17 protein-coding genes are annotated in these 23,273 nt (G+C 67.0%); 9 read left to right on the plus strand and 8 right to left on the minus strand.

The annotated features are described in order from the left end of the window. Positions 1–101: 101 nt before the first annotated feature. From arsJ to Verru16B_RS03945, 7 genes are all read right to left on the minus strand, one after another. Positions 102–1,340: an organoarsenical effux MFS transporter ArsJ gene (gene arsJ, locus Verru16B_RS03915; protein WP_069961061.1), complete on the minus strand. Its 1,239-nt coding sequence runs from the start codon at positions 1,338–1,340 to the stop codon at positions 102–104. 28 nt (positions 1,341–1,368) lie between these two features. Continuing rightward, positions 1,369–2,388 (minus strand): ArsJ-associated glyceraldehyde-3-phosphate dehydrogenase, encoded by a 1,020-nt coding sequence (locus tag Verru16B_RS03920; RefSeq protein WP_069961062.1) that lies wholly within the window; start codon positions 2,386–2,388, stop codon positions 1,369–1,371. Next, a complete protein-coding gene (locus tag Verru16B_RS03925) occupies positions 2,385–2,783 on the minus strand; it encodes an ArsR/SmtB family transcription factor (RefSeq protein WP_069961063.1) in 399 nt (132 codons plus the stop codon). The genes Verru16B_RS03920 and Verru16B_RS03925 overlap by 4 nt, the downstream gene beginning before the upstream one ends. A gap of 72 nt (positions 2,784–2,855) precedes the next feature. Further along, complete coding sequence (locus tag Verru16B_RS03930) at positions 2,856–5,093, minus strand: autotransporter-associated beta strand repeat-containing protein (protein ID WP_083270084.1); 2,238 nt, start codon at positions 5,091–5,093, stop codon at positions 2,856–2,858. A 69-nt stretch (positions 5,094–5,162) separates the two neighbouring features. Next, positions 5,163–6,371, minus strand: a complete 1,209-nt coding sequence (locus Verru16B_RS03935) for a DEAD/DEAH box helicase (RefSeq protein WP_069961065.1) — start codon at positions 6,369–6,371, stop codon at positions 5,163–5,165. A 325-nt stretch (positions 6,372–6,696) separates the two neighbouring features. Further along, positions 6,697–7,116, minus strand: coding sequence for a DUF3568 family protein (locus Verru16B_RS03940; RefSeq protein WP_157772186.1), 420 nt, complete (start codon positions 7,114–7,116; stop codon positions 6,697–6,699). Positions 7,117–7,171: 55 nt separating this feature from the next. Further along, entirely contained in the window at positions 7,172–10,801 is a 3,630-nt protein-coding gene (locus Verru16B_RS03945) for an ABC transporter substrate-binding protein (protein WP_169829272.1), read from the minus strand. Positions 10,802–10,999: 198 nt separating this feature from the next. On the opposite strand from Verru16B_RS03945, the gene Verru16B_RS03950 reads away from it, so the two are divergent. The 9 genes from Verru16B_RS03950 (at position 11,000) to Verru16B_RS03990 (ending at position 22,215) form a co-directional block, all read left to right on the plus strand. Beyond that, positions 11,000–11,785, plus strand: coding sequence for a PhzF family phenazine biosynthesis protein (locus tag Verru16B_RS03950; protein ID WP_069961068.1), 786 nt, complete (start codon positions 11,000–11,002; stop codon positions 11,783–11,785). A gap of 58 nt (positions 11,786–11,843) precedes the next feature. Next, positions 11,844–12,725 (plus strand): DUF6268 family outer membrane beta-barrel protein, encoded by an 882-nt coding sequence (locus tag Verru16B_RS03955; RefSeq protein WP_157772188.1) that lies wholly within the window; start codon positions 11,844–11,846, stop codon positions 12,723–12,725. 216 nt (positions 12,726–12,941) lie between these two features. Continuing rightward, positions 12,942–14,405: an aminotransferase-like domain-containing protein gene (locus tag Verru16B_RS03960; RefSeq protein WP_069961070.1), complete on the plus strand. Its 1,464-nt coding sequence runs from the start codon at positions 12,942–12,944 to the stop codon at positions 14,403–14,405. A gap of 201 nt (positions 14,406–14,606) precedes the next feature. Further along, positions 14,607–15,206 (plus strand): DJ-1/PfpI family protein, encoded by a 600-nt coding sequence (locus tag Verru16B_RS03965; RefSeq protein WP_069961071.1) that lies wholly within the window; start codon positions 14,607–14,609, stop codon positions 15,204–15,206. Between the two features lie 43 nt (positions 15,207–15,249). After that, complete coding sequence (locus Verru16B_RS03970) at positions 15,250–16,233, plus strand: EamA family transporter (RefSeq protein WP_069961072.1); 984 nt, start codon at positions 15,250–15,252, stop codon at positions 16,231–16,233. 164 nt (positions 16,234–16,397) lie between these two features. Beyond that, a complete protein-coding gene (locus Verru16B_RS03975) occupies positions 16,398–16,763 on the plus strand; it encodes a hypothetical protein (RefSeq protein WP_069961073.1) in 366 nt (121 codons plus the stop codon). A gap of 114 nt (positions 16,764–16,877) precedes the next feature. After that, entirely contained in the window at positions 16,878–18,515 is a 1,638-nt protein-coding gene (locus tag Verru16B_RS03980; RefSeq protein WP_069961074.1) for an efflux RND transporter periplasmic adaptor subunit, read from the plus strand. 10 nt (positions 18,516–18,525) lie between these two features. Further along, on the plus strand, positions 18,526–21,711 hold the full coding sequence (locus Verru16B_RS03985) for an efflux RND transporter permease subunit (protein ID WP_069961075.1): 3,186 nt from the start codon (positions 18,526–18,528) through the stop codon (positions 21,709–21,711). 51 nt (positions 21,712–21,762) lie between these two features. Beyond that, complete coding sequence (locus Verru16B_RS03990) at positions 21,763–22,215, plus strand: hypothetical protein (RefSeq protein WP_069961076.1); 453 nt, start codon at positions 21,763–21,765, stop codon at positions 22,213–22,215. A 15-nt stretch (positions 22,216–22,230) separates the two neighbouring features. On the opposite strand, the gene Verru16B_RS03995 is transcribed toward Verru16B_RS03990, so the two are convergent. Next, positions 22,231–23,271 carry an NAD(P)H-dependent glycerol-3-phosphate dehydrogenase gene (locus Verru16B_RS03995; protein ID WP_069961077.1) on the minus strand — a complete coding sequence of 347 codons (1,041 nt, stop codon included), beginning with the start codon at positions 23,269–23,271 and terminating at the stop codon, positions 22,231–22,233. Positions 23,272–23,273: the final 2 nt, after the last annotated feature.

Here is a 23,273-nt window from a genome sequence, read left to right on the forward strand (position 1 = left end):
CGCCCGGCCCAGACCTCCAACCCGGTCCAATGTGCCTGATGAAATCATCTCGTGGGATCAGGACCTGATGGGCTTTGATTTGCAGTGAAAACAAGGACTCCTCAGTCGCTGTCGATCACCCTTTCCGAAGCGGCGAGTCGTTCGGGGTGGGCGGCGGACCGCGGGAGGGCGAGGGCGATGCCGGCCGCGACGACCGCGAAGCCGAAGGTTCCCCACAGGCAACCGGCCAGGCCCGCCGTCTGGTAGAGCACGCCGGAAAGCAGGCAGCCGATCAGCCGCCCGCCGGCGTTCGCCATGTAGTAGAACCCCACGTTCAGCGCGACCTTGTCGCCGTCGGTGTAGTCGAGAATCAGGTAGGAGTGGATCGCCGAGTTCAGCGCGAACACGGCGCCGAAGAGCGCGAGCCCTCCGACCATCACGGGGCCGGGCGCCAGACCGGCCGCGAGCAGGAGCGGGATAACCGCGGCCACCGCAGCCAGCAGGAAGCCCGCGAGCGCCGCGGTCCCGCCGGCCGGCACCCGTCCGCGCAGCAGGGCCGGGGCCCCGGACTGGATCACGCCGTAGCCGATGACCCAGCTGGCCATGAAGCCGCCGACCTGCGCCCCGCTCCAACCCAGCGTCGTGCTCAGGAACACCGGTACGCCGACCACAAACCAAATGTCGCGCGCCCCAAACAGGAACAGACGCGCGGCGGACAGCACATTGATCGCCCGGCTTTTGGCGAAGAGCTGGGAGAATCCCACCTTCGTCTTCGCCTTGCCCAATTCCGCCGGCAACGATGCCCAGGCGACCAGCCAGACCGCGAGCAGCCCGCCGGCCATCGCCAGCAGGGCCCCCGTGTAGCCGAGCCCCACGAGCAGCCACCCACCGAGAAAGAATCCGACTCCCTTGAGCGCGTTCTTCGAACCGGTGAGCACCGCCACCCACCGGAACAGCGTGCCGCGCGCATCGGCCGGCACGAGGACCTTGATGGCGCTCTTTGAACTCATCTTGGTCAGGTCCTTGGCGATGCCCGACAGCGCCTGGGCCCCCATCACCCAGGCCACCGACCAGGCCTCGGGCCACGCGGGATTGAGCCCGGCCAGCAAACCCAGGGCCGTCACCTGCAGAAAAAGGCCCGCGAGCAGCGTGATCCGTAATCCCATGCGGCTCGCCAACCAGCCCCCCAGCAGGTTCGTGAGGATGCCGCAGAATTCGTACAGGAGAAACAGGAAGGCCAGTTGAACCGGGCTGTAACCCAAGCGCGCGAAGTGCAGCAGCACGAGCATGCGCAGGGCGCCGTCCGTGAGCGTGAAGGCCCAGTAGGCGCCGGTGACGAGGCTGTAGTGACGCAGGTTCACGAACGGAGGCGAAGCGGTCGGTGCCGGATTAAAGCGCGGCCGCGACTTTGCGGGTCAGTTCCGCCATGCGATTGGAATAGCCCCACTCGTTGTCATACCAAGCGTAGATCTTCACGAGACGCTTGTTCACCACCATCGTGGAGAGGGCGTCGATCGTCGCAGAGGCGGGGTTGCCCTTGAAATCGATGGAGACGAGGGGCCTCGTCTCGTAGCCGAGGATGCCCCGGAGCGGACCGGTTTCGCTGGCGGCGCGGAGCAGCGCGTTCACCTCCTCCACCGTGGTGTCGCGTTTGACCTGGAACACGCAATCCGTGAGCGAGCCCGTCAGGAGCGGCACGCGAATGGCGTGACCGTTGAGCCGGCCCAGCAATTCCGGATAGATGAGCCCGATGGCCGTGGCGCTGCCGGTGGTCGTGGGGATCAGCGAGAGTCCGGCCGCGCGGGCGCGACGCAGGTCCTTGTGCGGGGCATCGATGATGGTCTGTGTGTTGGTGGCGTCATGCACCGTGGTGATGGCCCCGTGTTCGATGCCCAGCCCCTCATGGATCACCTTCACCACCGGCGCCAGGCAGTTGGTGGTGCAGGAGGCGTTGGTGATCAGGTGGTGCCGCGCCGGCTCGTAGAGGTGGTCGTTGACGCCCATCACGATATTCAGGGCATCGCCGCCTTTCACCGGGGCGGCCACGATGACTTTCTTCACCCCGCGCGTAAAATAAGGGGCCAGTTGCTCCGGCGTGCGAAACTTGCCGCTGCACTCCAGCACGATGTCCACGCCGTGGGCCGACCAGTCCACCTCGCCAGGCTTGGCGTGCTCGGTGAAGGCGAGGCGGTGCTCGCCGATGCGGATGCCATCCGCCCCGTCCGCCACCGCCTCGCGCGGCCAGCGGCCCTGCACGGAATCAAACGTGAGCAGGTGCGCCGCTCCCTCCGCCCCGGCCTTGGGGTCGTTGATCAGGACCCAGTCGAATTCCGGCCAGTCCCAGGCGGCGCGGAAGGTGAGGCGGCCGATGCGGCCGAATCCGTTGATGGCGATGCGGGCTTTTTTCATGAGGAAACGGGGCGGGCGGCGCGCGGGCGGCGCCGGGCTACCGCCGCACAACCGCAGGAACCGGCCGCGGGCGGTTGCGGGGCGAGGCGGCGGAGCCGGGCCAGATCGTGGCGGAAGACCGGGTTTTCCCGGACGCAATCCTGCAAACAAGCGAGGTTCGCACGCAGTTCGGGCGCCACCTTCGCGGGCAGGGCATAGACCATCCACTTGCCTTCGCGCGTGGCCTCCACCAACCCGCGCGCCCGCAGGTAGGCGAGGTGCTTGGAGATCTTCACCTGCGGCTCATCGAGCACCGTCTGGAAGTGGCACACGCAGAGCGGCCCCTGCCCCAGCACGTGCAGCAAACGCAGACGGGTGACGTCGCACAGGCAGGCATAGATTTCGACCAGCTCCATGCCTGTTCGTATTCCTCGAGAGGCATATGATTCAAGCTTCAATCCGGTCGTTGCCGGATTGTGACACAAACCTCAGGCGCGGCGACGGAGCCGCGGCCACAGCACAGCCAGGCCGCCCAAGGCGAGCAGCGCCCAGGTGGAAGGCTCGGGCACCGGCGTGAAGCGCAGGTACAAATCACCCGTGCCGAAGCCGGCAAACGCCCCGCTCCCGCCACCCACAAACGTATCAAATTTGCCGCCGGCCCAGATGCCGTTGCTCACCAGCAGGGGATTCAACGTCCCGGGCGTCAGCTGGTTGGTGCCCAGGCCGGAGAAATCAATCACCAGCCAGGTCTGGCTGATCTGCCAGAAGGGATCATTCGCGGTCAGCACGGGTTGGGTCGGACGGCTGCTGATCGCGATCAGGCTGAGGTCCACGGTCAGGATCGCGCCCGGGTTGACGTCCAGCACATCGCCGGCGGAGCTGCTGATCGCCACGCGGTCCCATTGCGCGCTGTCGGCGCTGGTCAGCGCGCCGAGTTGCCAATGCAATGTGCTGCCGCCCGCCATCTGCAGGGCCGGGGTGCTAAATTGGCCGAGGGGATCACCCGGGCTGAAGGTCGCCCCGCTGCCGAGCACCACCCCCGTGGTTTCCGTCGTGCTCGAGTGGGACAGGGGCACGTCACCCGAAAGGATCGCGCCGGAACTGACCGCAATGGGATCAGCCAAAATCACACTGCCTCCAGCCAGCAAAACTTCCCCCTGTTGCACCAAGATGCCGCCGCCTCGAAGATCCAGGCCCTGGCTGAACACCGCCTTGCCGGCTCCCGTCTTCCCAATCCCACCCCCGCCATAACCGTCACTAAAAAGCTCGTTGAAGGTGAGTTGGCCGCCCGGGCCGACTGACACGATAACACTGCGCTGGATGTAGACCTCCTCCGCGAAGGTCGCGCTGCCGGTGCCATACAGGCCGAGGGTGGTCTGTCCGCCGTCGTCATTCTCGTTATAGACATCCACATAATGCATGAGCGTCACACCGTCCTTCAGCAAAAGGCTGAGATCATCGTTGTAGCTCGTGCGCGAAGTGCCGACCTCCAGCTCAGGCTCACTGGCGATGCCGAGGGCGTTGTTATTCCCGATGATGAGGGTTCCGTTGGTGAGGTACGTGTCTCCGTCGAAAGTATTGTCGCCGGTCAGGACCAGCGTACCCGGGCCCGTTTTCTCGAAATCGTGCAAACCGGTGCTGCCGGACGAGGAGATCACGCCGGTCAGCGTCAGGGTGCTGGCGCTATTCTCAACCCCGACCGAGCCCGTATTCCCGGATATCTGGATGGTACGGTTCGAAGTGTTGGTTCCGCCGGTGTACAGCACTTCGCCGTCATAGACGGAACCCGGGCCGAGATCCTGGCCGAGTTCCAGGCCGCTTCCGGCGCCCAGCGAACCGGCGGCCAGTTCGTTGTTAAACGTCGCGACCTTCACGCGACCGTCGAACCCGTCGCCGACGATCACTTTCCCGGTGAACGTGTTTGCCCCGGAGAGCGCAACCTCACCTCCAATTTTCACATTCCTGCCCACCCCGGAAATGACTCCGGAAGCAGCCAGGAGGGCCGTGCCAGAATCGTTGATTGTGCCACCATAGAGCCGGCCATCCGTCAGGAGGCTGATCGGGCCGGTCAGCGTCACGGAACGACTCCCGGACATCTCAAATTCAACGTAGATCGTGCCGCCATTGATGCCATTGATCGTGATGGGGTTGTTGACCGTGTAGCTAAAGTTTCCACCGCTGACATAATCGAAGCGGAGCTGCCCTTTGTTGAGGATGCTCGTCCCTGAATCATTGCTGATGGCATCGGGATGGTTGTAGGTCAGGCTGTGGGTATTCGTGATCACGCCGGTCAAATTCGGACTCGCTGTGTTGAGGTAGAAATCACCTGCAAAATCCAAGCCGGCGCTGTTCAGCGCGGCATTGAGGTTGACCGCAAACTGGGAAGAAACTGTGCCGCCGGTCAGAGTCAGTTCCGTGCCGCCCGTGAGCGTATAGTAGTTTCCATCAAAATGCAGGGTGGAGGCCTGAACACCCGAACCCAAGGTGATGGTGGCGGGTGCTCCCGTGTTAAACCAAGCGGGTCGATTGTTGATCCACTGGATGGTATTAATGTCTCCCGCGGAACTGGTCGACCAATTGAACGCGGAAAGGTCCCAAGTACCGTCACCCCCCGCTCCACCGGTCGCTCCATTCGCATCCCAATAAAGGACCTGGGCCCGAAGCATGGCCGGGGCGAAACCGGCCAGCAGGAACAACAGCCCCATGATCTTTCCCGTCAGTCGCATGCGCCATGGCAAATCATGCCCCACCGACGGTCAAACCTGTACCGGTAAATGAGTGGTAAACGTGACCGCTCAGCGCCGGCCGCCACGCATCAGGCGGCTCTTCGGCTTCTCCGGGGCGACCTGCGGCATGCCGCCGCCGTCGAAGATGCCCGAGTAGGTGTAGTTGAAGCCCTCCACCTTCTTCCACTCGATGCTCATGCCGATGAAACGCTCGATGCTGCGGGCGTCGCGCCACGTCTCTTCGGTCACGAGGGTGAAAGCGTCACCGGTCTTCTGCGCGCGGCCGGTGCGGCCGATGCGGTGCACGTAGTCCTCGGGATTTTCCGGCACGTCGAAGTTAATCACGTGCGACACGTCGGCGATGTCGAGGCCGCGGGCCGCGATGTCCGTGGCGACCAGCACCTCGTGCTTGCCCGATTTGAACCCCTTGAGCGCGTCGACGCGCTCCTGCTGGCTGCGGTCGGAATGCATCACGGCACAGGTGTGGCCGGCCTGCTTGAGCCGGCTGGCGACGTAGTCCGCGCCGCTCTTGGTGCGGGAGAAGATGATGACGCTGTGGTACTGCGTCTGCTCGAGCAGGTGGGCGAGCAGGTCGAACTTCTGCGCCTGCACCACGGGGTAGAACGCATGCGTGATCGTCTCGGCGGTGGAACGCTCGCGGCTCACGGAGATCTTGAACGGGTCGCGCAGGGCCCAGGCGGCCAGCTGCTCGATCTCGGGCGGGAGCGTGGCGGTGAAGAACAGCGTCTGCCGCGTCTTCGGCACCTTCGCCACGATGCGCTTCACATCGGGGAGGAAACCCATGTCCAGCATGCGGTCCACCTCGTCGAGCACCAGGGTCTCGATGTGGTCGAGGCGGATCTCACCCTGCTCCATGAAGTCGAGCAGGCGACCGGGCGTGGCCACCAGGATGTCCATGCCCCGCGCGAGGTCGTCGCGCTGTTTGCCGTATCCGACGCCGCCGTAGATCACGGTGGTGCGCAGGTCGGTGTATTTCGAATACTCCTTGAAGGACTCCTCGACCTGCAGCGCGAGCTCGCGCGTGGGCTCGAGCACGAGGCAGCGGATCGGACCGTGGGCGCCGAGGCGCTGGAGAATGGGCAGCGAGAAGGCCGCCGTCTTGCCCGTGCCAGTCTGGGCCGAGCCAATCACATCCTTGCCCGCCAACACCACCGGGATGGCCTGAGCCTGGATCGGCGTCGGGTTCTCGTAACCCTTCTGCTGCACCGCGTAGGCGATGCGGTCGCCAAGACCGAGCGCCGTGAAAGTCGTGTCCATTTTCGGCACCTCGGGCAGCGGCTGGGGGGCCCGGGCCGCAAGCCGGGGGCCGCCGGCGTCGGCCGGGGCTGACCAGCCGCGGCGGCGCGGGGGGCTGCGGCCGCGGGGGCCGGCTTGCGATCCTGACGCGGGTGACTGTCGCGGCCGCCTGGCCGCGCCGGGCGGGACGGGGGGGTGGACTTGGCGGCCTCGGCGGGCTTGGCACCGGGCTTGAAGGTCTGGGTTATCTTGGAGAGGAGCTTGCGGAACATGAAGGGAAGGCGTGCTTATCACGGTCCCCGCCAGGCATTGCAACCTCGCAAAACCAGCCCACGTCGCCCCGGGGTCACTCCAGCTCAGCCCGGATCTGGTCGAGCAGGGTCAAGGACAGGACCTGATCCCCCACCAGACCGACCCGGATCCCTACCCGGGTGAGGCGGGCCGTGACTTTCTCCAGTTTGATCTCGACCCGCTTGTCGAGCGCGGTGCGGTACACCAACTGGGCATCCTGACCGCTCTTCCGCTCCTCGATCCTGGCGAATTCCTGCCGGGCCAGCACCGTCTGCGCCGCGCGGTACACGGCATCGAGGTCGTGCTCCACGTTGGTGGCCAGCTCACCCCGCACGAAGGCCACAGCCCCAGCCCCGACGGCACCGGCCGCGATGACCACGCAACCGCTGAGCGCGGGCCAGACGGCCAACGCCAGCAAGGCGGCCAGCAGGCGCAGGGACGGGAACTTCCGGGCAGGGTGGGTTTGGTTATGCATGATCTCCACCGACCCAGGCTCCGTGGTTTTGTGCACCAAAAAGAATGTCAAAATCCTAGGCCGCGCCATCCGGCCGCTCGAGCACCTCGTTCATGGACTTGCCCAATTCCGCCAGACCATAAGGTTTCGGCAGCACGGCCTTGAAGCCATGAGCCCGGTGGTTCGCCATGACCGGATCGCGCGAATAGCCGCTGGATACGATCACCCGCACCTCCGGATCGAGCCGGCGCAGATGCTCCATCGCCTCGCGCCCACCCATGCCTCCCGGCACGGTGAGATCCATCACCACCGCATCGTAAGCGCGGCCGGCCTCCCTCGCCTCCCGGTATTTGCGCAGCGCCTCGGCGCCGTCCGCCGCCGTCTCGCATTCGAAGCCCAGCCGGTCCATGAAGATCGTGGCCATGCTGCGGATCGGCTCCTCGTCATCCATGAACAACACGCGGGCCCGGCGCGGGGCGGGGGGCTCCGGCTCGGCCGGGCCGGCACCCGCGGCCGGCGTGCCACCCGCGGGCAACCAGCAGCGGAACACCGTGCCCTGGCCCGGCTCGGACTCGGCATGGATATAACCACCGTGCTTGCGGATGATGGAATACACCGTGGCCAGTCCCAACCCGCTGCCCTGGGTCTTGGTGGTGAAATACGGATCGAAGATCTTCGCCAGGTGCTCGCGGGCGATCCCGACGCCGTTGTCCGCCACGCTCAACCGGACGTAGCGACCCGGCGCGAGCGGCAGCACCCCGGCGTCATCGCCACCCACTTCCGCGTTGTCGGCGGTCAGCACGACCAGGCCGCCGCCCGGCATCGCCTGCACGGCGTTGATCACGAGGTTCTGCACCACCTGGCCGAGCTGGCCCTTGTCCGCATTCACGGGCCAGAGTCCGGGGGCGATCTTGAAGTCGGCGCGGGCCTTGGCCCCGTGCAGGGCGAAGGCGGCCGATTCCCGGAGCAGTTCCGGCAGCTCGACGGCCGCCTTCAGCGGCTCGCCCCCCTTGGCAAAGGTTAGCAGCTGCAACGTGAGGTCGCGCGCGCGCAAGGTGGCCCGCCGCGCGTCGGCCAGCCGCGCGCTGATCGCGCTGTCCGCCTCGGTGTCGGCCTCGGCCAGCGTGACGTTGCCCAGCACCACGGTGAGGATGTTGTTGAAATCATGGGCGATCCCGCCGGCGAGGATGCCCACGGCCTCCAGCTTGGAGGCGCGGCCCATCTCAGCCTCCAGCTGGAGCCGGGCGGTGATGTCAGCCACGAACCCCTCGTAATAGAGCAACCGGCCGGAGGCATCGCGCACCTCGCGCGCGTCCTCCGAGATCCAGATCGTGCGGCCGTCGCGCACCAGCACTTCCGACTCGAAATCGTTCAGCTGTCCGGCCGGCCCGAACGCCGTCCGGAATTCATCGCGCCGGCCTGGTTTCACATACAGCGATTGCGCGGCGTGTTGCTCGGCCCAGGCGATCATCTCCTCCGCCCGCACGAAGCCGAACATGCGCGCGAGAGCGGGGTTCACGGTCAGGAACTGCCCCTCCGGCGTCGAACGATAGATCCCGCCGACCGCCTGCTCGAACAGTTCGCGGTAGCGTGTCTCGCTCTCCCGCAGCGCGCGCTCCGCCGCCAGCTTCTCGGTGATGTCCACCAGCACGGTCTGGGTGCGGCCGAAGTTCGCCCGGTCCTGCGCGCCCAGCATCCGCCAGTGGAAGGCCAGCGTACGACGCTCCCCGTCCAGCCGCCGGACCTCGAATTCGCCGCTGCCATGAAAGATCCCCTGCCACATGCGTGCGGCGTTGTCGCAGCGCGCCTGGCGGGTGCTTTCCGTGTAGACGTCGCGCAAGCGGGCGACCAGCTCCGCCTTGGACCGCGCGCCCATCAGCCGCAGCGTGGACTGGTTGGCATCCACCAGGGGCGACCGCGCGATCAGCGGTTCGCGATCCTCGGGATGTGCGGCGAGGTGGGCCGCGAGGTCCGTCACACCCCGGGCGCGCAGCTCATCGAACCACGGGCCCAGCGCTGCGTGGTCGAACTCCACCACCGCCAGCGGGGCCTCCTCGAACAACATCCGGTAACGCTCCTCACTGGCGCGCAGGGCCAGCTCCGCCCGTCGGAGGGACGTGATCTCAGTGAAGACGAGCCGGACGTTGGACAGGTCGCGCCGGCCGTCGGGCCGGCGCCCCACCTCCCAGTTAAGCAAGGCGTGGAGGCGCTCGCCGCCCTTCACCACGTAGCTGGTTTCCAGGGTCAGCTGGTCCCGCCCGTCCCAGAGGGCGGTCAGCTCCTCCTGGAATTGCTGGTAGCCCTGCTCGGTCATGATGTCCGGCAGGTTGCGGTCCATGTCCTCGACCGTGACGAACCCGTTCCGGGCGAGCGTCTGGCGATTGGCCGCGACGATGCGCTTCAGCCGGTGCAGCCCCCGCAGCAGCTCGGGCCGGGCCTGCAGGTGGGCGCGCAGGTCCGTGACGCCGGCCTCGCGCAGCCGCCGCAGCTCCGGCTCCAAGGCGGTGTAGTCCTCGATCACGATCGGGGCTGGGGCATAATCGAAATACTCGCGCTGGCGCTGCTCCGACTCGCGGAGCTCCTCGGTGCGCCGCGCCACCAGGGACTGCAACCGACGGCTGGTCAGCACGGCCCCCACCGCCACGACCACCGCGGCGGCCAAGCCCCACAACAGCCAGGGCGCGATCTGTTGGAGCCGCTGGAAGCGGTCGAGGGGGGGCACATAAAGCATGCCCTCAATCCGGTCCAGGCTCCCCGTCCCGTCATAACCGTGGATCACCTCCGCCATGCGCGACCAGCGGCCGGGATTGACCCGGCCCAGCTCGATCAGGTCCGCACTGATCAGCATGGCCATCTGGCCCGCCTCATAGACCAGCGCCTCCCGGTCCGGTTCGGCCCGCTGCTGCAGCACGACGCCCGCCGGATAGCGGGCCATGATCAGGTTCACCGTCTCGTCGGGGTGCTGGAGCGCATGACTCCAACCGCGCAACAGCGCCCGGCGCATGCCCGCCACGAGCTCCGGCCGCGTGCGGGCGGTGAGGCCGCTGGTGAAAAGACAGTCCCCGTAGAAATCCACCCCGTAGTCCGCGGGTCGGATGACATGGACGCGCATTCCCGCGCGTTTCATCGCATAGGGCATGTCGATGACAAACACGCTCATGGCGTCGGCCGTGCCATCGATCAGCTCGTTGCGTTCCCAGGTATTGGGCACGACCGTGATCCGGTCGTAGCCCACCCCCTCACGCTCCAGCATCAGGCGGACCTCGGATTGCAGTGAGGTCTGGTCGATGGCAACGCGCCGACCCACGAGATCATGGGGATTCCGGAGATCATGCTCCTCCCGGGTGACCAGCACCTGCGGGGAATGCTGCATGATGGCCGCCAGGACCACGATGTCCTGGCCTTCCAAGCGCCCGGCAATCAGCTGCGGCCCCTGCGCAATGCCGAAATCCGCCTTGCCGGCCCCCACTTCCTCCAAGGGCGCGTGATGCTGCTCGGAAGTCTGCCGCACCACCACCTCCAGCCCCTCCTCCCGAAAATAACCCTGCTCAATCGCGACGTAGGCTCCCGCAAACTGGAACTGGTGGGTGTACGGCAGCTGCAGCACCACCTGCTCCGTCCCGCCGTTCGCCGCCTGGGCCGCCAGCACCCAGCCCCCGATAAACATCCCGCCGAGGAGGTGCCTGATGTGGTGACCGGGAATCATGAAGGACGGGCGGCGGATTCGGCCGAGATTGCGACGGGCGACTTGGGGAAGTCGAGGCGCAAACCCCGCCCACACAGCCCCAGCCATCGTCCGCCGGCACAACCGGAACGCATTCGCCAACGCGACCGGGGCACCCCAGCGTGTCGGACCGCGCCCCCACCCGACCAGCCGTCCCTCGTCCCGCCCACCCATTCCGCCATGAAACTGCCCCTCTATTGGATCGACGCCTTCGCCTCGCAGGTCTTCACCGGCAATCCCGCCGCCGTCGTCCCGCTCGACACCTGGTTGCCGGACGGGCTGATGCAGCGCATCGCCTTCGAGAACGGCCTGGCCGAGACCGCCTTCTTTGTCCCCGTCGGCGCGGGGCGCTACCACCTGCGCTGGTTCACCCCCGGCGCCGAGGTGGATCTCTGCGGCCATGCGACCGTCGCCACCGCCTTCACCCTCTTCACCGCCCTTGGGTTCAGCGGCCCCGTCATCACCTTCGATTCCCGCTCGGGCCCGCTGCCCGTTCGGCGTCTACCCGACGGGAAAATCGAGCTCGATTTTCCCGCGCGCCCCGCGTTGCCCGTGCCGCCACCCGCGGCGCTGGTGCAGGGCCTCGGCGCCACCCCCGCCTACTACGCCCAGGCCCAGGCCAACCTCGCCGTCTTTAACACTGCGGCCGAGGTCCGCGCCCTGCGCCCCGATTTTGGCGCCCTCGCCACCCTCGAGCAATATGGCACCATCGTGACCGCGCCCGGGGAGGACTGCGACTTTGTCTCCCGCTTCTTCGCGCCGCGTGTCGGCGTGCCCGAGGACCCCGTGACCGGCAGCGCCCACTGCGTGCTCACGCCTTATTGGGCCGCCCGCCTCGGCAAAACCAAGCTGCACGCCCGCCAGCTCTCCGCCCGCGGCGGCGAACTGTGGTGCGAGCAAGCCGGCGACCGCGTCAAAATCGCCGGCCATGCCGTGCTCTACCTCAAGGGCGAGATCGCGGTCTGAACCACCGGCCCGCGAATTTTTGCATACGCCGGCTCCTTTGGCCCGTATGCCTGTCACCATGAGCCTGCCTTCGCTGCTTCGCCCCCTCTCCCTGCTGTGTCTCGGGCTGGTCACCGTCCACGCCCAGCCCGCCCCGGTGCCCGGGGCCGAGTTCACCGTGCTATACTCGCGGTCCGCGGATAACGCCTTGGCCCTTCGCGGCACCAATGTCGGTTCGGTCGCCGTCGATGCGACCCAGCTGTCCTGGCGCAGCTCGGTCCCGCTCTCTTCCGTCACCCGCTTCACCTACGGGCTGGATTGGAATCGCTTCGACTTCCAGCGGCCCGCCGCCTCGGCCGTACCCGGCACGCTGCAGGAAATTGCCCTCGCCCTCGGCGCCAGCCACCGCCTGGGCCGGGAATGGCTGCTCATCGGCAACCTCAGCCCAGGTCTGTATGGCGACCTGAAGGGCGACAGCGGCGACGCCTTTAACGCCCCGCTCCTCCTGCTCGCCACCTGGCTCCGCAGCCCCACCCTCGCCTGGGCCTTCGGCTTGCGCGTCGACGGGCTGGCCGACCGGCCGGTCATCCCCTTCATCGGCGTGAATTGGAAATTCGCCCCGGATTGGGAATTCTCCCTCGGCATGCCGCGCGCCGGCGTGAGCTACGCCGCTACCCCTGATCTGAAATGGACGCTCGGGCTCTCCGTGCCGGGTGGCAGCTTCCACATCGCGCGCGACCCGCGCCCGGTCTCCGCCGGCCCCCGCCTCGACGACACCACGCTTAATTTCCACGAGATCCGCGTCGGCCTCTCGGCCGACTGGCGCCTCAACAGAACGTTTTCCCTCAACGCGGAAGCGGGGCTCATTACCGACCAAAAATTCGATTACTTCGACCGGGGCTATGTGCTCAACGGGGACGCCGCCGGCTTCTTCACTTTGGGTCTGACCGGCCGCTTCTAAAGCGTCCCTCACGGCGAGGTCGCCGGACCGCCCTGGCGCTGGCGAGCGCGGAACCCCGCCCGCGGGGTGGTGCAGCACCCGCCCGTCCCGCTTCTGGGAAAATTGTCACGGTTACAGAATTGATTTACAGCAACTGTGCTGGTTTCAATCTGAGCCGGCTGGGGCTACTGGGCGGACGCCGGTTCCGCTATAGTCCGGGCCGCATCCTTCCACGCCATGATCGAGACCGCCCCCCCCAAGCCCGTCGCCCCCACCCGCGCCGATTCCCGCCCGCTCTACGTCGAGCTGGCCGATTCCCTCCAGCATCTCGTCGAGCAGGGCACGCTGCGTCCCGGCCATCGCGTGCCATCGGTCCGCATCATGTCCCGCCAGCGCGACGTGAGCATCGCCACCGTCCTCCAAGCCTACACCGTGCTGGAAAACCGCGGCTTCCTTGAGGCCCGGCCCCAGTCCGGTTACTACGTTCGCCCCCGCCCACCCAGCCTGGCGCCCGAGCCCCGCATGGCCAAGCCCATGGCCAAGCCCTCCTACGTCGGCGTCAACGACCTGACCGCCGAGGTCATGGACTACGCCCAGAATGCCGATTACATCCCCTTCGGCTCGGCCTGCCCGCACCACAGCCTCTTCCCGACCAAGAAGCTCGCCCGCATCCTCGGCTCGGTCGCGCGGCGCGACCCCGCGCTGCTGGTCCGCTCCAGCCTCAACCGCGGGTACGAGCCCCTCGCCCGCGAGATCGCGCGCCGCTACCTCCAGGCCGGCGTGCCCCTTGCCCACGACGAGCTCGTCGTCTCCACCGGTTGCACCGAGGCCCTGAACCTCTGCCTGCGCGCCGTCACCAAGCCCGGTGACACCGTGGCCATCGAGACGCCCGCGTACTTTGGTTTCCTCGAGATCATCCAGAGCCTCAACCTGCGCGCCCTGGAGATCCCCACCTCGTCGCGCGAGGGGATGTGCCTCGACGCGCTCCGCACCGCCATCGAGCAGAACGACATCAAGGCCGTCATGGTCATGCCCGGGCTCCACAACCCGCTCGGCTCCGTCATGCCCGACGAGAAGAAGCAGCGCCTCTACGACCTGCTGTGCGAGTACGACCTCCCCGTCATCGAGGACGACATCTACGGCGACACCCACTTCGGCGAGGTCCGCCCCAAGCCGCTCAAGGCCTGGGACAAGGACGGCCGGGTCCTCCTCTGCTCTTCGTTCGGCAAGACCCTCGCCCCCGGCTTCCACGTCGGCTGGACGGCGCCCGGCCGCTACCTCGAGCGCGTGCGCCGCCTCAAGTTCACCAACACCATGGGCACGCCGCTCGTCCTGCAGAAGGCGATCGCCGAGTTCCTGCGCGACGGCGGCTACGACCACCACCTGCGGTCGCTGCGGCGCGCCTACCATCAGGACCTGCATCTCTTCGCGCAGGGCATGCAGAAGTACTTCCCCGAGGGCACGCGCTACAGCCGGCCCCAGGGCGGCAACTTCATCTGGGTGGAACTGCCCGCGAAAGTGGACGCGCTCCGCCTGCGCAAGGACGCCTTGAACAAACGCATCAACATCGCGCCGGGTTCCCTCTTCACCCTCAAGGACCGCTACAAGCACTGCCTGCGCATGAGTTGCAGCGTGCCCTGGTCCGACGAGATCGACGCCGCCCTGCGCACCCTCGGCGACCTCATCAAGCAGCAGCTGTGAGCGGGTTTTCTTTGTCGGAGCCTGTTTACAGGCGACCTCAAAGCATCGCTCGCCAACCAGCTCCGGCAAAATCCCCTGCCCGTTTTCCGCCCTTCCTCCTCCTATCGTTCTCGTTCTCTTAATCCTAATCTTTCTCCCCCATCCAAGTTTACGACAACGAGAACGATCCCACCTGCCACCCTCTCCCTGCACTCCTCCCCCATGCGCACCGTTGCCATCCTCCTTTTCGACGACGTCGAGGTCCTCGACTTCGCCGGCCCGTTCGAAGTGTTTTCCGTCACCCGCGAACTCGCCGGCGACCAGCTGTTCACGGTCCACACCGTCGGCCTCAATCCCGGGACCGTGCGGGCGCGCAACGGCCTGAAGGTCGTCCCGGAGCACACCCTGGAATCAGTCCCCCAACCCGATCTGCTGATTGTCCCCGGCGGCTACGGCACCCGCGCGCTCCTGCATCAGCCCGGCGTGCTCGACTGGATCCGCCGCAAGGCCCCCAAGTGCGAACTGGTCGCCTCGGTCTGCACCGGTTCGCTCGTGCTCGCCAAGGCCGGTCTGCTCGCCGGCCTGCCCGCGACGACGCACTACGAATGTTTCGACCAACTGCGGGCCCTCGAGCCCACCGCCACCGTGCGCGAGGACGTCCGCTTCACCGAAGCCGACCGCGTACTGACCGCCGCCGGCATCTCGGCCGGCATCGACCTGTCCCTGCATCTGGTGGCCCGCCTCCATGGCGTGGCCACCGCCCAAAAAACCGCCGCCTACATGGAATACCACTGGACCAACGACGGCGGCGCCCGGCGCTAGGTCCTCAGGTTTCGTCCTTCTTAATTCATCCTTCTTCCTTCCCTTGAGCGCTCCCTCCCGCACCGCCCTGATCGCTGCCTTCGCCGCGATCTACCTCATCTGGGGTTCCACGTATCTCGGCATCCGCATCGCCGTGGAATCCATGCCGGCTTTCCTCATGGCCAGCTCGCGCTTCATCATCGCCGGCGGCATCGTGGCGGCCTTCATCGCGCTCACCCGCGGCTTCCGGGCGACCCCCAAGCAATGGCGTGACAACGCCATCATCGGCGGCTTCCTGTGCCTGGGTGGCAACGGTCTCGTGTCGTGGGCCGAAGAGAAGGTGCCCTCCGGCATCGCCACGCTCATCATCTCCGCGGGCCCGGTGTTCATCGTCCTGATGGACTGGGCCGTCCACACGTGGTCCAAGGACGGTTCCCGCGGCACCCGCCCGAACGCCCTGACCTTTGCCGGCCTCGCACTCGGCTTCATCGGCCTGGCCATCCTCGTCGCCCCCGACGTGATGGCCACCGGCGTGGGCAGCTTGGATCCCTGGCGTCTGCTCGGCTTGCTCGGCGCCACCTTCTTCTGGGGCGTGGGCATGATGATCATGCGCTACACGCGCGACCCCGCCGAACCCTTCACCGCCTCAGGCATCCAGATGATCTGCGGCAGCGGCTGGCTCCTGCTCGCCAGCTTCGCGACCGGCGAACTGGGCCGCTTCGATCCCGCGCTGATCACCAGCCGTTCGGTCCTCGCCTGGGCCTACCTCGTTGTCTTCGGATCGCTGATCGGTTTCAGCACCTTCACGTGGCTGATGAAGCACAGCACGCCCGCCCGGGTCTCGACCTACGCCTACGTCAATCCCGTCGTCGCCGTCTTCCTCGGCTGGTTGGTGCTGCACGAGCCCCTGAGCCCGCGCCTCTTCCTGGCCGCCACCATTATCATCGCCGGCGTGGCCCTCATCACGATAGCCAAGACCAAAAAGACCCTCGCCAACCCGCCGCGCCCAGCCGTGGCCGCCTTGGCGGCCTCCGGGAAAGCGGAGTGACCGGGCGCCCCCCGGCCGAGCCCAACCTCTTCCGGGTCAACGGGTGGTAACCTCCCCGGCCGCCTGGGACCGCATTCGCATTTCTTGGCCAAGCCTTCGCATTGGCTGGCGATGACGGAATATCCCGTTGCGCGCCGGCCTCACCGGCGCAACTATCCCGGCTCATGAAGCGCCTCGTCTGGCTCCTGATCGCCGTCTTCGGCACCGCGTTCGCGCAGGTGTCGCCGGTGGTTTCGCCGTTCGCTCAGGACGAGGCCTGCTGTTGCTGCGAGGGCCCGGCGGGCACCTGTGGCATGCCCGATTGCGCCCCTGCCGCCACGGCCTGCCCGAGCACGCCGACGCTCCAGGTTTCGGCCGTCCAGCGCATCGAGGCCCGCCGGGTCGCGCCCACCCCGCCGGCCCGGGTTGAATCCTATTTTGTGAAGTTCGAGTCCCGCCCGGCCCTGACGCCGGCGGTCCGCGTGTCCCACCGGGGAACGCCCGCAGCCCGTGTGCCCCTGTACAAGGCGCACGTCTGCTTTCTGATCTAAGTCCGGAGAGTCGTGTGTCCGCGCCTCGCCTTGCGAGGCCTTTACGTTGTTGTCCGCCGCTTGTTGGCGCGCGGGTAAGATCTTCCACCCACGTCCGTCTCCTTGGATTCCGTCATGAAAACTTTCCTCACTTTCCTTGCCTTTGCTTTCGCCGCGCTGTCCCTCGCCGCCGCGGAACCCGGCCCCGTCCACCAGTGCCCGATGCACCCGTGGATCAAGTCCGATAAACCCGACGCCAAGTGCACCATCTGCGGCATGGCCCTCGTCGCCGCCACTCAGGCCCCCGGCGGCTCCGACCAACCCCTCGACCCCAATCTCGTCACTCTCACCGCGAGCCAGGCGTCCGTCACCGGCGTGCAGTCCGCCCCGGTTACGCGCGGCCCGCTGGTCCGCTCGCTGCGGGTTAACGGCGTGATCGACGACGACGAGACCCGCCACCGCATCCTCGCCGCCCGCGTGCCGGGCCGCGTCGAACGGCTCCACGTCAACTATGTCGGCGCCGAGGTGAAGCAGGGCGAGCCGCTCGCCACCATCTTCAGCCCCGAGATGCTCACCGCCCAGCGGCAGTTCGTCGAGCGCCTCAAGGCGGGCAGCATTGCCTTCTCCGCCTCCGACCGCGCTGCCGCCCGCGAGCGTCTGCTCGAACTCGGCCTGACCGAGGAGGAGATCCGCATCCTCGAGGGGACGCTGCAACCAACCGCCCTGGTCAATATCCGCGCCCCGATGTCGGGGACGGTCGTGTCCCGCGACGTCTACGAGGGCCAGTATGTCGAGACCAACGACAAGCTCTTCGAGATCGGCGACTTTTCCCGCATGTGGTTCGTCTTTGATGTCTACGAATCCGATCTCGGATGGGTCCGGCCGGGCCAGACCGTCGAGCTCGCCCTGCCCTCCCTGCCCGGCCGCATCCTGACCGCCCCGGTCACCTTCATCGATCCCAACCTCAACGAGACGACCCGCACCGCCCGCGCCCGGGTCGTGCTCGACAACACTGACCGCCAACTCCTACACCGTCAGACTGGGATCGCCCGTGTCATCATCGAGACCCCCGAGACCCTACTCGTGCCCCGGTCCGCCGTGCTCCAGCACCGCGGTCATCCGGTGGTCTTCGTGGATGGCGGCCAGCGGGGCTTCGCCGCCCGCGAGGTCCGGCTCGGCCGCATCGGCGACACCACGGCGGAGGTGATCGCCGGCCTCGCCGAGGGCGACCAAGTCGTGACCCAGGGCGCGCTGCTCCTCGACGGCCAGGCCCAGCTGGCCCATGCCGCCAACGGCAGCAGTCAGGACCACGGCACGCCCGTGCCCGCCAAGGTTTCCGCGGCCGAACCCGGACACGACGAAACCGGCTACAACCTGCTTCGGCCCCTCGCCTTCGCCGCGGCCGATGCCGCGGCCGCCCTCGCCGCCGACGACCTGCCGGGCTACCAGCACCACCTGCCGGCCCTGCGTGCCACGTTGGCCGCCTACCTGGCCGGTCATGCTCCGGCCTCCCGGGGTCCCTTGGCCGGCCTGCAGGAATCCCTGCGGGACGGACCCGACCTGGACGCGGCCCGCCGCGCGTTCGAGCCGTTCAGCACCGCGCTGGTGGATCTCGCCCGCGCCGCACACCTCACCCATCGCGAGAAGCTGCACGCCTTCGAATGCCCGATGACCCCGGTCCTCGGCAACGGCCGCTGGCTCTCCCGGAGCGCCGAGCTCCGCAACCCGTACTTCGGCTCCGCCATGCTGGAGTGCGGCGACGAGCTCAAATGAGGACCCGACCATGATCAACCGCCTCATCCACTGGTCGCTCCACCACCGGTTCATCGTCCTCGCCGGCTTCCTCGCGCTCTGCGCATGGGGCGTGGTCGCCCTGACCCGCGTGCCCATCGACGCCATCCCCGACCTCTCCGAAAACCAGGTGATCGTCTACGCCGACTGGCCGGGCCGCAGCCCACAGGAGGTCGAGGACCAGATCACCTATCCGCTCAGCGTCTCACTGCAGGGCCTCGCCGGCGTGAAGACCGTGCGCGCCACCTCGATGTTCGGCTTCTCGTTCCTCACCGTCATCTTCCAAGACAAGATCGACCCCTACTTCGCCCGCACCCGTGTACTGGAACGGCTCAACTCGCTCGGCGACCTTCTGCCCGAGAGCGTCACCGCCCGCCTCGGCCCCGACGCCACCGGCCTCGGCTGGATCTACCAATATTACCTCCAGGATTCATCCGGCACCCAGGACCTCGGCTCGCTGCGGGCGCTACAGGACACCTTCGTGCGCTACCAGCTTGCCGCGGTGCCCGGTGTGGCCGAGGTCGCCAGCATCGGCGGCTTCGTGCGCCAATGGCAGGTCGAGGTCTCCGCCCTGAAAATGAAGCAATATGGCGTGATGATCGGCGAGGTCATGGACGCCGTCGCCGCCAGCAACCAGAACATCGGCGGCAAGACCATCGAGGAGAACGGCGCTGAATTCATCGTGCGCGGCGTCGGCCTTGTGCAAAGCGCCGCCGACCTCGAGACTATCGCCCTCATGCCGCGCAATGGCACGCCGCTCCTGCTGCGCGACGTCGCCACGGTGCGCATCGGAGGCGACTTCCGCCGCGGCGCCCTGGACGTCAACGGCCGGCAGGTCGTGGGCGGCATCGTCGTCATGCGCTACGGCGAGAACGCCTGGCAGGTCATCCGGGATGTGAAGGCCCGGCTCGCCACCATCGCCCCCGGGCTGCCGGCCGGCGTAACCGTCGAGTCCTTCTACGACCGCAGCGACCTCATCGGCCGCGCCATCAACACATTGAAGCACGCGCTTACTGAGGAAATCATCCTCGTGACGCTCGCCCACATCCTGTTCCTGTTTCATTTCCGCAGCATCCTCATCGTCACCCTGCCGCTTCCGGCCTCGATCCTCGTCTCGTTCATCCTGATGGACCAATTCGGGATCCCCTCCCACATCATGTCGCTGACCGGCATCGCCATCTCCATCGGCGTGCTCGTGGACGCCGGCATCGTCATGACGGAAAATGTCATCCGCCACTGCGAACGCGCCGAGGAGGAGCTGAAGCGACGACTGACCCCGCCCGAGGTTTTCCAGCACACGCTCGAGGCCGCCACCCAGGTCGGCCGGCCGATGTTCTTCTCGATGCTGGTCATCATCCTGGCCTTCGTACCGGTGTTCATGCTGACCGGGCAGGAGGGCAAACTCTTCCACCCGCTCGCCTACACCAAGAGCTTCGCGCTGCTCGGCGCGGTCCTGCTGGCCATCACCGCCGTCCCGGTGTTCTGCACGATCCTCGTGCGCGGCCCCTTCAAGCCCGAGAGCGAAAACTGGATGATGAAGGGTTTGTTGAAAATCTACGAGCCGGTGCTCGACTGGGCGCTGGTCCACCGCAAGACCGTGATGGGTTGCGCCCTCGGCCTGCTCGCCGCTTCGTGCATCGTCGCCTTCGGCCTGCCGCGTGCCGTCACCGCCCGCTTGCCCGATTCGATCGCCCGCCACACGTCGGGTTTCGGCAGCGAGTTCATGCCGACCCTCGAGGAGGGATCGCTGCTCTTCATGCCCGTGCTCCTGCCGGCCACCTCCCTCACCGAGGTCCAGCGCATCATGGCCTGGCAGGACAAGATCATGAGTGAACACCCCGCGGTCGCCTCCGTCGCCGGCAAGCTCGGCCGCGCCGAGACCGCCACCGATCCGGCCCCGGTCGAGATGATCGAGACCACCATCATGCTGAAGCCCGAGAGCCAGTGGCCCGCCGGCACGACCAAGGCCTCTATCATCGCCGATCTCTCCGCCAAGCTCATGAACGTGCCCGGCTATGTGCCCGGCTTCCTCCAGCCCATCGAGAACCGGATCCTGATGACTAGCACCGGCATCCGCGCCCAGGTCGGCGTGAAGCTCTACGGCGACAACCTCGACGCCCTCCAGCAGAAGGCCTTTGAGATCGAGCGCGTGGTCACCCGCATCCAGGGCGCCACCGGCGTCGCGCCCTCCCGCGTGCAGGGCAAACCCTACCTCGAGATCGCCGTCCGCCGCGCCGACCTCGCGCGCTACGGCCTGAGCGTCAGGCAGGTCTACGAATACGTCGAGGCCGGCCTCGGTGGTGCCACGGTCGGCACCACCTTGAAGGGCCGCGAACGCTGGCCCCTGTCTGTCCGGCTGGAGCAGGCCGACCGCGAGGACATCGACAAACTCGGCGAACTCCCCCTGCCCACGCCCTCGGGCGCCAACATCCAGCTGAAGCATGTGGCGGACATCAAGCGCACCGTCGGCCCCAACGAGATCCAGAGCGAAAACGGCCGCCTGCGCGTCTTTGTGCAGGCCAATGTCACCGACCGCGACCTCGGCGGCTTCGTGGACGAAATCAAGGCCCGCATCACCCGCGACGTAAAACTCGAGCCCGGCATGTCCATCGAGTATTCCGGCCAGTATGAGCACCAGCTGCGCGCGCGGCAGACGCTGCTCTATGTGTTCCCCGCCGTCATCCTCATCATCTTCGTGCTGCTCGTGATCACGTTCCGCTCGATCCCGGAGGCGGCGCACGTGCTCCTGGCCGTGCCGTTTGCCCTCACCGGCGGGGTCATGCTGCAGGCCTTGCTCGGCTACAACTTCAGCGTCGCCGTCTGGGTCGGTTACATCGCCCTCTTCGGCACTGCCATCCAGACCGGCGTCATCATGGTCGTCTATCTGGAGGAGGCTGTCGCCCGCCACCGCGAGCGCCTCGGCCGCGATCTCACCCACGACGAACTCATCCTCGCCGTGAAGGAAGGTGCCCGGCTCCGGCTCCGGCCCAAGGTCATGACGATCGCCACCACCGTGGCCTCGCTCCTGCCCATTCTCTGGAGCACCCAGACCGGTTCCGAGGTGATGAAGCCCCTGGCCGCCCCCGTGGTCGGCGGCAGTATTTCCAGCCTCCTGCACATCCTCATCGTGACCCCGGTGATCTTCACCTGGTTGCGGAAACGGAAACTCACGATGTGAGGCAATTTTGCACGGAACCAGACCACCCCCAACCCAGTCGAAGACTGCATCATGAACCACCGTCTCTTTCGCACCCTCGTGCTCGCTTCCAGCCTCGGCTTCCTCGCCGGTTGCCAGTCCGTGGAAAGCCGCATCAAGGAAAAGCCCGAAGTCTACGCCGGGCTCGATCTCGAAACCCAGGACAAGATCCAGCAGGGCATCATCGATATCGGCTTCACCCCGGACATGGTCTACCTGGCCCTGGGTGAACCCAGCCAGAAGCGCGAGACCAAGACCGAGAACGGCCGGACGCAGACCTGGATCTACAACACCTACTACAACCGTTACGACGGTTCCCAGATGGTCGGCTACCACCGCCGCGTCTACTACGACCCCTACCTGCGTAGCTACCGGGTGCACTACCGTCCGGCCTTCGCCGACACCTACCGCGAGGAGGTCCAGGAGAACATCCGCATCACTTTCCAAAACGGCAAAGCCACCGTCATCGAGCAGGCCAAGGACTGATCCGCGGCCGCGGGATTACTTCTTCGCGAAGGGCGAGCTGGTCTCGCGCTTGAGCTCGCGGGTCATGAGGGACATCAGGGCATCGATCGGCTTCTTCTGCTGGTAGAGAATCGCATGCACCTCGCCCAGGATCGGGGCGGTGAGGCCGCGCTGCAGGCACAGATCATGCAGCGCCTGCGTGGTGCGATAGCCCTCGACCACGGTGCGCCGCCCGGCCAGCAGGTCGGCCACGGATTCGCCGGCGCCGATCTTCTCGCCGAACTCACGGTTGCGGCTCCAGGCGCCGTGGCAGGTGGCCACGAGGTCGCCGAAACCGCTCAAGCCGTAGAAGGTCTCCTTCTTCGCGCCCAGGTGTTCACCGACGCGCACCATTTCCGTGAGCGCCCGGGTGATGAGCGAGGCCTTGGCATTGTCGCCCAGCTTCAGCCCGTCGCAAAAACCCGCGCCGATCGCATAGATGTTCTTGAGGGACGCCCCGTATTCGGCGCCGGCCAGGTCATCGCTGGTATAGAGCCTCAGCGTGGAGCCGCTCATGGCGGCCTGCACCTGATCCACGAAGGCACCCGGCGTGGCCACCGCCAGCACCACGGCCGCGGGCAGGCCTTGCGCCACCTCCGCGGCATTGGTCGGCCCGGTGAGGGTGGCCACGTTCACGCCGGGCAGCGCCTGCGCCATGACTTCGCTGGGCCGGAGCAGCGTGCCGAGTTCCAGCCCCTTCACCAGGCTGATGAAAAGCTGCAGCCGGCCGACGCCCCCGAGCTCGGTCGCCATGCGCTGGCACCAGTCGCGCAGGGCATGCGAGGGGCTGGCGATCAAAGCCACGTCGGCCTCCGCCAGCGCCGCCCGCAGGTCCGACGTGACCATCAGCGCCGCGGGCAGTTTCACCCCGGGCAGATAATCCCGGTTCTCCCCGGCCAGTTGCATGGCGACGGCGTGCTCGGGCCGGCGGGTCACCAGCGAGGTGCGCTGGCCGCGCCGGGCGAGGTGCGCCGCCACCGCCGTGCCCCAGGCTCCCGCCCCGATGACGGTGAACTGGAGTGGGCGGGGGTCGGACATGG

Origin of the sequence: Lacunisphaera limnophila, from assembly GCF_001746835.1 — a bacterium.
GTDB classification, from domain to species: domain Bacteria; phylum Verrucomicrobiota; class Verrucomicrobiia; order Opitutales; family Opitutaceae; genus Lacunisphaera; species Lacunisphaera limnophila.